Here is a 15,290-nt window from a genome sequence, read left to right as displayed (position 1 = left end):
GTTGGCGGCGGAGCAGGCGCCCGCGCAGGTCGAGCGGGCGGAGGCGGACGCCCGCCGCGCCGCGGCGGCGTTGACGCAGGCGGAGGCGGCCGCCGCAGCGGCGGAGGTCGCGGTGGCGCAGGCGGAGGCGAGCCTCGCCGTCGCGGAGGCGCAACGCCGGCAGGCGACCGCGGCGGCGGCGTCGGCGGAGGTGGCGCTCGCGCAGCGGACGTTGCGCGCGCCGTTCGCCGGGCGCGTGTTGGCCGCGCCGCTGGAGGTGGGTGAGGCGGTCGGCCCGAACGCCCCGACGATCCGGATCGGGGACGTCGGGGGCTGGCGGGTGGTGACGACGAACCTCACCGAACGCCAGGTGACCGGCCTAACGCCCGGCGCCCGCGTGCGGGTCGCGATCGACGCGGTGCCGGGCCGGACGTTCGACGGCACCGTCGAGCGGGTCGCGTACGACCCGCGGTTGGTGCGCGGCGACGTGACGTACGAGGCCGTGATCGGCGTGGGCGGGGCGGCGTTGGACGCCGACGTCCGGGCGGCGTTGCGGCCGGGCATGACGGCGGTCGTGCGGGAGCTTCCCTCCGCAGGGAGCGCGTCGGCGGCACCCTGAGGGCGGCGGGGACGGCCGGACGCGGTCCGGACCCCCCGCCACCGCCCGGCGATCGAATCGTTCACGGACGTGACGCGCCCGTCGCATCGAGCGGCGGGCGTCGCCGTGCGCGTGGGCCGCCACCGGGACGAACGACCTCACGACATTCGTCCCTACGGCGGCGCCTCCCCCATGCGTGAAACTCGGCACATGATCGCCGACCGGACCCCCGCCGACGTGCGGACCCCCACCCCGGCCCACGACGCCGGCGCGACGGACGGCCTGCTGCTGCAGGCGATCGCCGCGACGTTCGCGTCCCCCCGGGACCCCCTCCTCGACGACCTCCGCAGCGGCCGCTTCGCAGCGGCGCTCGACGCCTTGAGCGACGCCACCGGCGTCCCCGCCCCGACGCTGCCGCCGGCCGACGCGACGACGCTGCAGGCGTCGTACGTCGACCTGTTCGTCAGCAGCGGCGACGGGCTCGCCGCGCCCCCCTACCTCGGGTACGCCCAGGACGGCGAGCTGCTCGGCGACACCGCCGAAGCCGTCGGCCGGTTCCTCAAGGACGAGGGCATCGGGACCCAGGAGGCGTGGACGGATCTTCCCGACCACGTCGCCGCGGTCGCCGAGGCCGGCGTCCTCCTCGCACGGCACGAACGGACGCACGCCGCGCGCGACCTGCTCGCGCGCTGGATGCGTCCGTGGTTCGACCGCTACGCCGCGAGCGTCGCGGATCGGGACGGCAGCGGCTTCTACGGACCGCTGACGACGTTCTTGCACGCAACGATCAGGGAGGTCACGCGTGGGAATGGATCGTAGGGAGTTCCTCAAGCTGTCCGCCGCTTCGGTGGGCGCCGCGACGGTCGCGGGGCAGGCCAGCGCACAATCGCTGCTGGACCGCATCCCCAACCCGTTCGCGCCGATGCCACCGCAGTGGTTCGACGGCGACGTGGAAACGGTGTACTCGTACTGCGAGAACTGTTTCTGGAAGTGCGGGATCGAGGTCCAGGTCGCCGGCGGGAAGGTCCGCAAGGTCGACGGCTACGCCACGAACCCCAAATCGCGCGGCATGCTCTGCCCCCGCGGACAGGGCGCCCCGACGCAGACGTACGATCCCGACCGCCTCAAGCGGCCGTTGATCCGCGTCGAGGGCACCGAACGGGGCGACGGGCAGTACCGCGAAGCCAGCTGGGACGAGGCGCTCGACTACGTCGCGGAGAAGATGTTCCAAATCCGCGACGAGCACGGCACGGAGAGCGTCGCCTGGTTCGGGCACGGCTCGGGCGACAAGTGGTTCGCCTCCTACCTGCCCGGCGCCTGGGGCTCCCCCAACGCCGCGAAGCCGTCGGTCAGCCTCTGCACGGGACCGCGCGAGACCGCCAGCCAGTACACGTTCGGGCGGGGCATCTCCGGGCACGAACAGATCGACTGGTCGGAAACGAACTACATCGTCCTCATCGGCCACCACATCGGCGAGGACACCCACAACACGCAGCTGCAGGACTTCGCGCTGGCGCTCAAGCGCGGCGCGAAGCTGGTGGTCGCCGACCCGCGCTTCAGCACCGCCGCGGCGAAGGCCAACGATTGGCTGCCGGTCAAGCCGGGCACCGACACCGCCCTGCTGCTCGCCTGGATGCACGTCCTCGTCACCGAGGAGCTGTACGACGCGGCGTACGTCGAGCAGTACACGATGGGCTTCGACCGCCTCGTCGAGCACGTCCAGGACTACACGCCGGAGTGGGCGGCGGAGATCACCGAGATCCCGGCCGACACCATCCGCCGCATCGCGCGCGAGATGGCCGAGCACGCCCCCCGCGCCGTGATCCCCGTCAGCCGGCACGTCGTCTGGTACGGCAACGACACGCAACGCAACCGCGCGCTGTACCTCGTCAACGTACTGCTCGGCAACTACGGCAAACCGGGCGGGTACTACTTCTGCGACGCGCCCGGCGTCGACGACTACCCGCACCCCGACCTGCCCCTCGCGCCCTCCTCGGGCGGGTGCGGCGGCTCGACGACCGACGTCGAGGCGGACTCCCCGTTCCGCGACGCCGTCGACCGCGGTCTCTTCTACGGCACCGCCACGGCGGTGCAGGAGATGATCCCGCCGATGCTGACCGGCGAGCCCTACCCGATCAAGGGCCTGTTCAGCTACGGCGTGAACCTGTTCCACAGCATCCCGAAGGTGGCGTACACCAAGGAGGCGCTCAAGCAGCTCGACCTGTACGTCGCGATCGACGTGCTGCCGATGGAGCACGTGATGTGGGCGGACGTCATCCTGCCCGAGGCGACGTACCTCGAGCGCTACGACGACCTGCTGCTGCAGTCGTACAAGACGCCGTTCATCGCCGGGCGCTTCCCCGCGATCGAGGCGATGTACGACACGAAGCCGGGCTGGTGGATCGCGAAGGAGCTCGGCACGAAGTTGGGGCTCGGCGAGTACTTCCCCTGGGAGGACATGGAGGACTACCTCGACACGCGCCTGCGCACGATCGGCAGCGACCTCGAGGAGCTCCGCGAGCAGGGCACGATCGTCCGCCGGGGCCGGCCGTACTTCGCCGACTACGAACGCTTCAACCGCAACCCGCTCGGCACGCCGTCGGGCAAGATCGAGATCTACAGCGAACGCTTCGCCGACGCCGGCTTCGACCCCATGCCGACGTACGAACCGACCGAGGAACCGCCCGACGGAAGCTACCGCCTGCTGTACGGCCGGAGCCCCGTCCACACGTTCGCGCGGACGCACAACAACGCGGTGCTGATGGACCAGCACGGCGAGAACGAGGTGTGGCTCGCGACGAAGGAGGCGGAGCGGCTCGGCGTCGCGAACGGCGACTACGTCTACCTCGAGAACGACGCCGGCGTCCGCGAGGGGCCGGTCAAGGCCGCCGTCACCGAACGCATTCGTCACGACTGCGTCTACATCGTGCACGGCTTCGGCCACAAGGCGCCGTTGATGCGCCTCGCGAACGGACGCGGCGCGTCCGACACGGCGCTGCAGAGCTCGTACACCCTCGACCCGATCTCGGGCGGGGCGGGCCTGCGCAACAACTTCGTGCGGGTCGTTCCGGACGCCCCGAACCCGCAGCACCCGCCGATCAAGGACCTCGTCGCCGATAGGAGTCCGGTATGACCCGCTACGCGATGTCGATCGACCTGTCCGCGTGCGTGGGCTGTTCGGCCTGCTCGGTCGCCTGCACCATGGAGAACGACGTGCCGGTCGGCAACCACCGCCTCTGGATCCGCAACACGACGGTCGGGACGTTCCCGAACCTCACCGTCGAGTTCCGCCCCGAGCAGTGCCTGCACTGCGAGAACCCGCCCTGCGTGCCCGTCTGCCCGACCGGCTGCTGCTACGTCACGGACGACGGCATCGTCGACATCGACGCGCACCAGTGCATCGCCTGCGGCGCCTGCATCGCGGCGTGCCCCTACGACGCGCGCAGCATGCATCCCGACGGGTACGTGACGAAGTGCAACTTCTGTCGCCACCGGCTCGAGGAGGGCAAGCTCCCCGCCTGCGTCGAGACGTGCCCCACCCTTTGCCGGAGTTTCGGGGACCTCGACGACCCGAACAGCGCCGTCTCGATCGCGATTCGTGAGGCGGACCGCGTGGACGTCCTGCGCCCCGAACAGGGCACGGGTCCGAACCTGTACTACCTGAACGCCCCGGCGAGCTACGGCCTGACGAGCACCATCTGGGACGTCAAGGAAGAGGAAGGAGCCCACTGATGGTGGAGTGGTACGGACTCCCCTGGTCGCAACACTTCTGGCACTGGCCGACGTTGTTCCACTTCGCGTTCGTGGCCCTCGCGGGCGGCATGGCGTTCGTCACCATGGTGGCGACGCTGCGCGACCACCCGCGCAAGCGGACGTACGCGCTGATCACGATGGCGTTGATCGTGCTCGACCTGTTCACGCTGTGGGTCGAATCGCCCGCCCGCTGGCGCTTCACGCACGTCTGGTTGTTCCTGGCGTTCACGCCGACCTCCCCGATCTGGATCGGGGCGTGGGGGCTCATCACCTCGATGGTCGCCAGCTTCTTCGTCTGGATCGATCGGGGCCCCCGCCTCCTGTGGGGCGCGCTGTTGGTCGCGGGCAGTTCGCTGGCGCTCGTGTACCCCGGCCTGGCGTTGTCGGTGAACGTCAACCGCCCGATCTGGAGCCTGATGGTCGCCGTCCTCTTCCCGTTGACCGGCATGGTCACCGTGGTGGCCCTCGCGATGCTGTTCAAGCAGGCGTGGGCGAAGCACTTCATCACCCCCCTGAGCCTGGCGAGCGCCGGGATCGGGGTCGTCTACCTGTGGGGTCTTGCGACGGGCGTACCCGAAGCCCAGCAAGGCTTCGCCTACCTTTGGAGCCACGGCGGTCCGCTGTTCCTGGTCGGACTCGCCCTGCTCGTGGCGCCGGCGTTCCTACGCCGCACGCCGTTGTTGGCCGCCCTGGTGCCGTTCGTCGGCGCCACCGTCGTCCGCTCCCTGATCGTCGAGATCGGGCAGCACCAGTTCTTCGGCTTCTGAGCGCACGCGAAGCCGAAAGGAGAGGAATCCACATGAAAAAGTTCTTCGTCATTCTCGTCAGTGCCCTGTTCGCCACGGCCGCCATCGCGCAGGTCGAGTCCACCCCCGCCGCCGACCGCATGTACGAGGTCGTGCAGGAGGCCGCCAACGAAGGCTGGATGCAGATCGGCGTCGAGGACGCCGCCGACTACATCTTCGACGTCATGCCGGTCGTCGTCGACGTCCGCACGCAGGACGAGTGGGACGACGGCCACCTCGAGGGCGCCGTGCACTTCCCCGTCCAGACGATCGGCGAGTACCTCGACGAAATGCCGGCCGACAAGGACACCCCGATCCTCGTGTACTGCGCCGCCGGCACGCGCGGCTTCTGGGCCACGGCGTACATCGCGTCGCTCGGCTACAACAACGTCACGAACATGCGGGGCGGCATCCGCGCCTGGCAGGAAGCCGGCTTCCCCACCACGAACTGACCCCCGACCTCCCGGTCGAGCCCCCCGCCCCCTTCGGGTGGCGGGGGGCCGTGTCGTGGGGCGTCAGGCGGGCCGCTCCACCGTCCCGGCGCCCCCGTCGACCTGCCGCATCGACCAGGCGAACACCCCGACGGCGACCGTCAGGATGCCGAGCTCGACGAGCATCGAGGTGGGGACGGTCCCGCCCTGCGCGATGAAGTCGGCGGCTTCGGCGCTGATCACGAGCAAGCGCCGGATGCTGGCGATGATGCCGATCACGAGCAACGGGCGCGCCTCGAGGGTCCGGCGTTCGTACAGCGACGCGACGGACGCGATGATCTCCGCGATCATCAACGCGAGCAGCGCTTCGGACAACAGTTTCGTCAGGTCGTAGCCGTCCAACCCGAAGCGAAACCCCTCCCACAACTGCGTCACGACGTTCATGAGGACCAGCACCACACCGAGGGTGAGGACGACGACGACCGCCGCGGCGATCGCCTGTTCGATGCGGCGCACGGCGACCGTCATCGGCGGGGGCGGCGTCCGGGAAGGGCGCGCAAACGGCAAGCGACGTGAATCATGCGTAGAGCGTACGGCGAGACCCCGTGCAGCGTCCGTGCGCTGCGGCCCGTTCGCGGCGGGCGCGGAGGCCTACGCCAGGTCGTACGCCACGCGGAACCCGACGTTGCCGGCCGCGTCGTCCTCCGCGCCGCCGCTCCGGGCGGGCAGGCGGTAGCGCGCACAGGAGCTCGCGTGGCACAGGTAGCTGCCGCCCTTGCGGACGCGGAGCGCACCGTCCCCGAACCGGTCGGCGGTCCACTCCCAGACGTTCCCGATGACGTCCACGAGGCCGTAGCCGTTGGCGGGGAACGCCCCGACGGGGGACGTGCCGTGAAAGCCGTCGAGCGCGGCGTCGTGCTCCGGGAACGCGCCCTGCCAGACGTTTGCGTGGTGGCGGCCACCCGGCTCAAGGACGTCACCCCAGGGGTACGGCTCCGCGCGGTCCGCCCCCCGCCCGCCGTGCCCGGCGTACTCCCACTCCCGCTCGGTCGGGAGGCGTCCCCCCGCCCACGCGGCGTAGGCGGCGGCGTCGCGCCAGGAGACGTGCACGACCGGGTGGTCGTCGCGGTCCTCGGCGCGCCGCGACGGCCCGAACGGGTGCGCCCAATCCGCGCCCGGCACGTAGCGCCACCAGGGCAGGCCGGGCACGACGACGGCGTCCGCGGCGTCGTCGGCGGCGACGAGGTCGAAGAAGACGAACGCGCCGCCGTGGCGTTCGGCGTCGGTGACGTACCCGGCGTCCGCCACGAAGCGCGCGAAGGCGGCGTGCCGGACGGGCGTCCGGTCGATCGCGAAGCGACCGACCGCCACCCGCCGGGCCGGGGCCTCGCCGTCGCTCGGGTACACCGGCGCGTCGGTCCCCATCACGAACGCGCCGGCGGGTACCTCCACCGCGCCGGGGGGCGGGGCGGCGTGGCGCGGCGCGCGCGTGGGCGCGGTGGGGGGCGGGGCGGCGCCCCCACCGTCCCCGCCCGCGGGGGCACCGGACCGCGTGGGTGCGCACCCGCACGCCGACGCGCGGTCCGTCACGTCGGGACCCCCGCGGCGGGCACGTCCTGCGCGACGTAGCGCGTGACGAACGCGTGGGTCGCGCCGACCGCCGTGCTGGCCGGCCCCACGAGGCGGGCCGGTCGGACGTGCAGGGCGTGATCGAGCAGCGGCGGGAGGGAGGCGCGGACGGTCCGCTCGAGGGCGTCCGCCACGGGGGCGGGCGCCCCCGCCAACGCCGCGCCGAACACCAGCGTCGCGGGCTGCAGCAGGTGGACGACCGCCGCGGTCTCCGCCCCCAGCACCTCGATCATGCGGCCGACGACCGGCGCGACGTCGGGGTCGCCGGCGGCGTACGCATCGAGCACGGCGTCGAAGCGCGCCCGGGTGGCGTGCCGGGGGCGCCCCTCGACGGCGGCGCGGCCGTCGACCGCGGCCACCAACCCGGGCACGCGCAGCAGCGCCGCGTCGTCGCCCCGACCGAGGCGCGCGAGGAGGGCGTCGGGCGCCAGGCCGGCGTTGCCGAACGGGCCGGCGTACGGCACCCCGTCGAACATGAGGGCGAACTTCAGGCCCTCCCCGAACCCCACGTAGACGAGGCTGCCGTCGGGGTCGGTGGCGGCCGCGTCGCTGCTCGCGAGGGCGTCCATGTCGTTGTGCAGCGTCACGCGCACGCCGGTCGCGGCGGCGAGCCGCTCGGCGAGGGGGACGTGCGTCCACCCGGGGGCCCGCCCGATCGACAGGATGTGGCCGCCATCCGGATCGACGAACCCGGGCGTCGCGACCCCCACGCCGAGCAACGGTCGGTCGGGGAAGCGGGCGCGGACGGCGTCGGCGTAGCGCGCGACCTCCGTCGCGACGTCGCCCGGAGCGAGGTCGCCGAGCTCCGGGACGTGCTCGGCGAGGCGTTCGCCGGTCAGCGTTGCGGCCACCATCCGCATGCCCGGGTGCACCAGGTGCACGCCCAGGACGAGGGCGCCGCCCGGGTCGAGCCCGAAGCGTTGCGCCGGCCGGCCGCCGCGCGACGGTTCGCGCCCGACGACGCCGACGAGCCGCTCGCGCTCGAGGTCGGCGAGGGCGCGCCGGAGCGTAGGGAGGCTGGCGCCGGTGAGGTGCACGAGGTCCGCCAGGGTGCGCGGTTCGCGCGCGAGGTGGCGGAGGAGGTCGGTGCGTGGCTGCATGGTGCGGCGTCATCCTATGCCGACGCGGGGGAAAGGCACCCCGACTTGACGACTTCTTGAAAAGATTATACAAAAGGGGCACGCGCAATTCGACGTTTCCTCCGCCCCGGTCCCCCGCGGACCGTGCTCGCGCCCCTGGAGGCCCCCTTCGTGCTCCCCGGTTACGAGGCTTGGACCGCCCGTTACGGCGACCTCCACAACCACTCCGACGTCAGCTACGGCGCCGGCCCCGCCGAAGCCGCGCTCGCCAACGCCGCCCTGCAACTCGACTTCGTCAGCCTCACCGTGCACGGCGCCTGGCCGGACGTCCCCACCGACGACCCCGACCTCGCCTACCTGGTGCGCTACCACGAGGAGGGCTTCGAGCGGGCCCGCGCCGCCTGGGCCGACCACGTCCGCCTTCAGGAGGCCGCGCACGACCCCGGCCGCTTCGTCACCGTCCCCAGCTTCGAATGGCACTCGCGCCGCTACGGCGATCACTGCGTGTACTTCCGCGACGCCGACGCCGCCGACATCCTCGACGCCCCCGACCTCCCCACCCTCCGCGCCCGCGTCGCCGCGATCGACGCGGACGCCCTCCTGATCCCGCACCACATCGGCTACGAGCACGGCCACCGCGGCATCGACTGGGACGCCTTCGACGGGGGGCGCTCCCCCGTCGTCGAGACGATGTCGTTCCACGGCAGCGCCGAAAGCTGCGACGGCTCGGTGCCCTACCTGCACGCCATGGGGCCGCTCGACGGGCGCGCCACCGCCCGGGCCGGCTGGACCGCCGGCCACCGCTTCGGACTCGTCGGCTCCACCGACCACCACGCCGCCATGCCCGGCGCCTACGGCTACGGGCGGCTCGGCGCGTGGATGGAGAGCCTCACCCGCGACGGGTTGTGGGACGCGCTCGAGGCGCGCCGCACGTGGGCGTTGACCGGCGACCGCATCGACCTCGCCCTGAGCGTGAACGGCGTCGCCATGGGCGGCGTCGCGCCGCCCGCCGAGGCGCGCGACGTGGCCGTCGCCGTGCGCGGCGGGGACGGGCTCGACGCCATCGAGATCCTCCACGACGAACGCGTCGTCCACCGCGCCTCGTTGCCGCCCGACCCCGCCCCCCCGGGACGCGTGAAGGTCCACCTCGAGGTCGGCTGGGGCGAACGCGACCGCGCCACCCCGTGGGACGTCGCCGTCCGCGTCCACCGCGGCACGCTGCACGACGTCGAACCCCGCTTCCGGGGGGCGTTCCCCAGCGTCCCTCCGCCCGAGGGCGAACCGTTCGCCCCGCACGCGCTGGAGGTCGACGGGAACGCCGCCCGCTTCACGACCCGCACCTGGCCCCACCCCTACTCCCGCGTCCCCGCCGGCGAAGGGATCTGCCTCGAGCTGGACGGCGACGACGCTACCGAGCTCGAGGTCGACGCGAACGGCGAGCGCTTCACCGTGCCGCTCGACGACCTGCGGCACGGCGCGCGCACCCGCCACGTCGGCGGGTTCGTCTCCCCCGCCGTGCGGCTCCGCCGCGCGATCGGCGAAGCGGAGTTCGCCACCACCCTGCACTTCTCCCACCGCCCCGAGCACGTGACGCACGACCTGTATCGTGTCCGGGTGCGGCAACGCAACGATCAGTGGGCGTGGAGCTCCCCCGTGTGGGTCGCTTCCGACGCCGGAAAGGAGTGAGGTCGACGCCCGTCCCCCACACCCCGTCCCCGCGCACCGCGCGACCCTCCGAGGAGGCACCATGCGTACGTTGCTCACGCTCGCCCTGACCTTCGCGATGACCGCGTTCGCGACCGCGAACGCCGACGGTCACGCCCACGACATCGACTGCATCACCGACGAACAGGCGACCATCACCTACGTCGGGGATCCGATCGGCAACCTCGCCGACACCGAACGCGAAACGATCGCCGCGTTCGAGGAGGCCTGCCCGAACATCACCGTCGAGCGCATCGACGGTCCCGCCAGCACCAGCGACCTGCTGTCGAACTACCTCACGATGTTCGAGGCGCAGAGCGGCGACATCGACGTCATGCGCGTCGACGTCATCCAGCCCGGCATCCTCAAGGACAACCTGCTCGACCTCATGCCGTTCTTCTCGCAGGAGGAGCTCGACGCGCACTTCCCGGGCTACATCACGAACAACATGGTGGGCGACGAGATGGTCGCGATCGCCTTCCGGCTCGGCGCCGGCATGCTGTACGTCCGCACCGACCTGGTCGAGGCGTACGGCTTCGACGGTCCGCCCGCCACCTGGGACGAACTCGAGACGATGGCGACCACCATCCAGGAGGGCGAGCGCGCCGAAGGCAACGACGACTTCTGGGGCTTCGTGTTCCAGGGCAACAACTACGAAGGCCTCACCTGCAACGCGCTCGAGTGGCAGATCAGCAACGGCGGGGGCGTCATCGTGAACCCCGACGGGGAGATCGAGGTCAACAACGAACCCACCGCCGACGTCCTGAGCCAGGTCGCCTCCTGGGTCGGTACGATCGCGCCGCCCGGGGTCGTCGGCTACGCCGAGGAGGACGCCCGCGGCGTCTGGCACGCCGGTAACGCCGCCTTCATGCGCAACTGGCCGTACGCCTACTCCACCACCCTGGAGAGCGAAGCGATCGACGGCAACTTCGAGGTCGTCGCGCTGCCCGCCGGCGACTCCGGCAGCTACGCCGCGACGATGGGCGGCTGGAGCGTCGGCGTGAACCAGTACAGCGAACACCCCGAGGCCGCCGCCGCCTTCGCGAAGCACTTCGCGTCGTTCCAGGAACAGAAGCGGCGCGCGATCAACAACGCCATCAACCCCACGATCGCGGACCTCTACCGCGACGCGGACGTCATCGAAGCGGTGCCGTTCTTCGACGGCCTCGACGCCGTCTTCCAGGGCGCCGCGCCGCGCCCGTCGACCGTGACGGGCGAGAAGTACAACGAGGTCTCCACCCTCTACTCGACCGCCGTGCACCAGGTGCTCACCGGTCAGGAGGACGCCGAAACCGCGTTGACGCTGCTCGAGTTCGAACTCGAGGAGCTCCTCGCGAACTAAGCGACGCCGTCGGTGGGGGCGGGCGTCGCCCGCCCCCACCCCCTCCACCGCGCGCCCACTCCCCGCTCGACCCCGCTCGACCCCATCCGACCCCGTCCGAACGCTCCCCGCCCGACCTCCGCCCGACCTCCGACCCATCCCTTATTTTGTTTCCGGAGAGCCCCATGCCGACGCCCGACGCCCCCCCGCCCCCCGCCGTGCGCCTCGCCCGCCTCCTCGGGGGGTTCCTGGCGTTCGCCGGGCTCGGCGCGATCCTTCTCCTTCTGCTCTCCATCGCCGTCCATCCCGACGTCCGCGCCGGCTTCGACGCCCGCCTCGGCGCGGAACGCCCCTCGTGGATCCTGGCGATCCTCGACCGCTTCGGCCTGCTCGTCCCTTCTCTCGTCACCGGCCTCGGGACGGCGGCGATCGCGCTCGGCCTTCGCGTCGCGCAGCGGCGCGCCGGCGCCATCCGCCTCGCGCGGGACCTGGCGTTGTGGGCGTCGATCTTCGCCGTCGGGCTCGTCGTCGCCCGCGCGGCGCAGGGCGTCCCCTGGGGCGCTCTCGAGGGCCCGTCGGGCATCGTGGCGGCGTCGGGCGGCCTCGCGGCGGCGGTCGCCCTCGCCGGCCTCGCGATCGCGTCGCGCCTCCTCCTCGCACGGCTCGCGAACGACCCCACCCTCGAGACCGAACCGCTTCCCGCCCGCGAGATGCGCGCGGCGTGGAACCTGCTCCTTCCGGCGCTGCTGATCCTCGTGATGGTCGCCGCCCGCCCCCTCGAGGCGACGATCGTCACGAGCTTCACCGACAAGCGGTTCGCCAGCGACACCGTCCCGCAGTTCGTGGGGCTGCAGAACTACCGGGACCTGCTCACCGTCCGCCTCGACGAACTCACCTGCCGCCGCGACGACGACGGCGCGTGCGCCCTCGACCGCGACGGCGACGTCCGCTGGAACACCCTCCCCGTCGAGGCGCTCCGCGAGGGCTACCGCACCGCGTACGTCTGGAACCTGCCGCTGCTCACCGGGGCCGACACCGCGTGGTCGCTCAGCGCCCTCGACGAACGGTGGGTCCGCAGCATCTGGACGACGATCGTGTTCACCGCCGTCAGCGTCTCCGGCGAACTGTTGTTGGGGCTGTTCATCGCCCTCACCGTCCACTCGAGCTTCCGCGGGCGGGGCGCCATGCGGGCGGTGATGCTGATCCCCTGGGCCATCCCCACGGTCGTGTCCGCACGGCTGTGGGAGTTGATGCTCGACGACACCCGCGCCGGCGTCCTGAACCAGGCGTTGTTGTCGCTCGGCGCGATCGACGCGCCCCTCGCCTGGCTCACCGACCCCGCCCTGCAACTCCCCAGCGTCATCCTGATCGACGTGTGGAAGACCGCCCCGTTCATGGCGCTGTTGCTGCTCGCCGGCCTGCAGGTCATCCCGAAGGAGCTCTACGAATCCGCCCGGGTCGACGGCGCCAGCCGCCTCCGCGAGTTCTTCGCCATCACGCTGCCGCTGCTGCGCCCCGCGATCGGGGTGGCGTTGATCTTCCGGACGCTCGACGCGCTCCGCGTCTTCGACCTGTTCCAGGTCCTGCTCGGGCGCGCGCAACAGAGCATGTCGACCTACAACTTCGACGTGTTGATCAACAACCAACAGGCGGGCTACGCCTCCGCGGTCGGGGTGTTGATCTTCCTCCTGATCTTCGTCTTCGCCGTCGCCTACGTCCGCGTCCTGGGGGTGAACCGCGAATGACCGTCCGTCGCCTCCGCGCCGCCGCGCGCACCACCGGCTTCTACGCCCTCGTGTTCGTCGTCGCCGCGTACGCCCTCATCCCCTTCGTCTGGGCGATCTCGACGTCCCTGAAAAGCGAGAGCGAACTGTTCGGCGCGGCCCGCCTCATCCCCCGCGCGCCGTCGCTCGACAACTACGTCGCGGTGCTCTCCAGCGCCAGCTTCATGGGGTCGCTCGCCAACAGCGTCCTCGTCGCCGGCGGCAGCGCCCTCCTCGCCCTCGCCGCCGGGTCGTTCGCGGCGTACGCCCTCGGGCGGCTGCGCTTCCGCGGCAAGCAGGCGATGCTGTACGCCGTCCTAGCGATGACGATGTTCCCGCAGATCTCGGTCCTGAGCGGCATGTACGAGAACGTCCGCGAGCTCGGCCTCTTCGGGACCCAGGCCGCGATGCTGTACGCCTACCCGCTGTTCACGCTGCCGTTCGCGGCGTGGGTCCTCACGTCGTTCTTCCGGGGGCTGCCCCGCGAGATCGAGGAGGCCGCCGTCGTCGACGGCGCCACCACCGCGCAGATCTTCGTGCGCATCCTGCTGCCCCTCACCGTGCCCGCGCTGGTGACGACCGGCCTCCTCACGTTCATCGTGAGTTGGAACGAGTACGTCTTCGCGCTCGCCTTCACCCTCACGAACCCGTCGGCGCAGACCGTCCCGGTCGCCGTCGCGCAGTTCGCCGGCATCGTCGAACAACAAGAACCCATCGCGGAGATCATGGCGGCCGCCATCATCGTCACCGTCCCCCTCGTCGTGCTGGTGTTGATCTTCCAGCGACGCATCGCGGCGGGCCTCACGGCGGGATCGGTGAAGGGATGAGCGGCCCCCCGACGCACCTGGTGATGATCGACTGCCACGACCTCGGGCGGCACCTCGGCTGCTACGGCCGAACCGCCGTCCCGAGCGACGCGATCGACGCGCTCGCCGCGGACGGCGTCCGCTTCGACGCCGCCTACGCCACCGCTCCGCAGTGCTCCCCCAGCCGCGCCTCGCTCTATACGGGTCGGCACGCGCACGACGTCGGCATGCTCGGCCTCGCGCACGCCCCCTTCGATTGGGCGCTGCACCCCGGCACGCGCTACCTGGCGTCCTACCTGCAGGCCGCCGGCTGGGCCACGCACCACGTCGGCGTGCAGCACGTCGCGACCGACACGCCCGCGCACGTCCGCGCCCTCGGCTTCGACACGCACGACGCGTCGCACGCCCTCGCGCCCGACGTCGCGGACCACGCCGCGCGGCGGATCCGCGACGCCGACGGCCCCACCTTCGTGAACGTCGGGTTCTTCGAACCCCACCGCCACGCCGACGGCCGCTACGGCGTCCACCCGCCGTACGACGCGCGCGGCATCGACGTCCCCCCCTACCTCCCCGACGTGCCCGACGTCCGCGCGGAGATGGCGGCGGTGCAGGGCGCCATCCACGCCCTCGATCGCGGCGTCGCCCGCATCCTCGAGGCGGTCGCGGCCCGCCCCGACGCCGACGACACGTGGGTGGTGTTCACCACCGACCACGGCCTGGCGTTGCCGCGCGCGAAGGCCTCGATGTACGACCCGGGGCTCGGGGTCGCGCTGGTCATGCGTTGGCCGGCCGGCGGCCTCACCGGCGGGCGGAGCGTCGATGCGCTCACCAGCCACGTCGACCTGGTCCCCACCCTCCTCGAGGGCCTCGGGCTGTCCATCCCCGCGGAACTGCACGGCCGCAGCCTGTGGCCGCTCCTGCAGGGCGACGCGGCGACCCTGCACGACGCGGTGTACGCCGAGAAGACCTTCCACACCGCCTACGAACCGCAACGCATGGTCCGCACCGACCGCTACAAGTTGGTCGCGAACCTCGAGGTGGACGTCCTCAACGTCCCCGGCGACGTCCTCCGCAGCCCGGTCACGCCGCACATGGTCGACACCATCGCGCGCGAGCGCCCCCCGCTGGAGCTGTACGACCTGCAGGCCGACCCGGACGAGGGCACGAACCTCGCCGACGACCCCGCCCACGCCGACGTCCGCCGCCACCTCGCCGCCGACCTGCTGGCCTGGATGCGGGCGACCGACGACCCCGTCCTGGCGGGGCCCGTGCCGTCGCCCTACCGCGCGGCGGCGCTGAGAGCGCTCGGGGCGGACGTCGAGGCCGACGCGTGAGCGACGTTCCGGCCCTCGACGTGGTGGTCGTGGGGCCCAGCTACTGCGACCTGACGTTCGCGGGCCTCCCCGCCCTCCCGACCGCCGGCCGGGAACGCTTCGCCGACG

General features: G+C 72.1%; 14 protein-coding genes. 11 read left to right on the top strand and 3 right to left on the bottom strand.

Annotated features, from left to right (window positions below):
- The 6 genes from RI554_06810 to RI554_06785 form a co-directional block, all read left to right on the top strand.
- Positions 1–598 (top strand): HlyD family secretion protein (locus tag RI554_06810; protein ID MDR9391725.1); only part of this gene is annotated, 598 nt, incomplete at its 5' end.
- A gap of 189 nt (positions 599–787) precedes the next feature.
- Entirely contained in the window at positions 788–1,396 is a 609-nt protein-coding gene (locus tag RI554_06805) for a molecular chaperone TorD family protein (GenBank protein ID MDR9391724.1), read from the top strand.
- Positions 1,386–3,710, top strand: coding sequence for a molybdopterin-dependent oxidoreductase (locus tag RI554_06800; protein MDR9391723.1), 2,325 nt, complete (start codon positions 1,386–1,388; stop codon positions 3,708–3,710). The genes RI554_06805 and RI554_06800 overlap by 11 nt, the downstream gene beginning before the upstream one ends.
- Positions 3,707–4,309 (top strand): 4Fe-4S dicluster domain-containing protein, encoded by a 603-nt coding sequence (locus RI554_06795; GenBank protein ID MDR9391722.1) that lies wholly within the window; start codon positions 3,707–3,709, stop codon positions 4,307–4,309. Before RI554_06800 ends, RI554_06795 begins: the two co-directional genes overlap by 4 nt.
- Complete coding sequence (locus RI554_06790; GenBank protein MDR9391721.1) at positions 4,309–5,097, top strand: hypothetical protein; 789 nt, start codon at positions 4,309–4,311, stop codon at positions 5,095–5,097. The genes RI554_06795 and RI554_06790 overlap by 1 nt, the downstream gene beginning before the upstream one ends.
- Before the next feature lie 32 nt (positions 5,098–5,129).
- Positions 5,130–5,567 carry a rhodanese-like domain-containing protein gene (locus tag RI554_06785; GenBank protein ID MDR9391720.1) on the top strand — a complete coding sequence of 146 codons (438 nt, stop codon included), beginning with the start codon at positions 5,130–5,132 and terminating at the stop codon, positions 5,565–5,567.
- Positions 5,568–5,630: 63 nt separating this feature from the next.
- On the opposite strand, the gene RI554_06780 is transcribed toward RI554_06785, so the two are convergent.
- The 3 genes from RI554_06780 to RI554_06770 form a co-directional block, all read right to left on the bottom strand.
- Complete coding sequence (locus RI554_06780) at positions 5,631–6,074, bottom strand: phosphate-starvation-inducible PsiE family protein (GenBank protein MDR9391719.1); 444 nt, start codon at positions 6,072–6,074, stop codon at positions 5,631–5,633.
- A 123-nt stretch (positions 6,075–6,197) separates the two neighbouring features.
- A complete protein-coding gene (locus tag RI554_06775) occupies positions 6,198–6,998 on the bottom strand; it encodes an SUMF1/EgtB/PvdO family nonheme iron enzyme (protein MDR9391718.1) in 801 nt (266 codons plus the stop codon).
- Positions 6,999–7,132: 134 nt separating this feature from the next.
- Positions 7,133–8,275, bottom strand: coding sequence for an ROK family transcriptional regulator (locus tag RI554_06770; protein MDR9391717.1), 1,143 nt, complete (start codon positions 8,273–8,275; stop codon positions 7,133–7,135).
- 150 nt (positions 8,276–8,425) lie between these two features.
- Between RI554_06770 and RI554_06765 the strand changes: the two genes are divergently transcribed.
- The 5 genes from RI554_06765 (at position 8,426) to RI554_06745 (ending at position 15,182) form a co-directional block, all read left to right on the top strand.
- The gene (locus tag RI554_06765) at positions 8,426–9,940 is read left to right on the top strand and encodes a hypothetical protein (protein ID MDR9391716.1); all 1,515 of its coding nucleotides are present in this window, start codon (positions 8,426–8,428) and stop codon (positions 9,938–9,940) included.
- Between the two features lie 61 nt (positions 9,941–10,001).
- On the top strand, positions 10,002–11,300 hold the full coding sequence (locus RI554_06760) for an ABC transporter substrate-binding protein (protein ID MDR9391715.1): 1,299 nt from the start codon (positions 10,002–10,004) through the stop codon (positions 11,298–11,300).
- A 164-nt stretch (positions 11,301–11,464) separates the two neighbouring features.
- On the top strand, positions 11,465–13,024 hold the full coding sequence (locus RI554_06755; GenBank protein ID MDR9391714.1) for a sugar ABC transporter permease: 1,560 nt from the start codon (positions 11,465–11,467) through the stop codon (positions 13,022–13,024).
- Positions 13,021–13,869 (top strand): carbohydrate ABC transporter permease, encoded by an 849-nt coding sequence (locus tag RI554_06750; GenBank protein MDR9391713.1) that lies wholly within the window; start codon positions 13,021–13,023, stop codon positions 13,867–13,869. Before RI554_06755 ends, RI554_06750 begins: the two co-directional genes overlap by 4 nt.
- Positions 13,866–15,182: a sulfatase gene (locus tag RI554_06745; protein ID MDR9391712.1), complete on the top strand. Its 1,317-nt coding sequence runs from the start codon at positions 13,866–13,868 to the stop codon at positions 15,180–15,182. Before RI554_06750 ends, RI554_06745 begins: the two co-directional genes overlap by 4 nt.
- The last annotated feature ends 108 nt before the right edge of the window (positions 15,183–15,290 follow it).

The sequence above is a fragment of the Trueperaceae bacterium genome, from assembly GCA_031581195.1.
Lineage (GTDB): Bacteria > Deinococcota > Deinococci > Deinococcales > Trueperaceae > SLSQ01.
Note: the sequence above shows the minus strand (reverse complement) of the source record. Positions and strands in the feature narration are given on the sequence as shown.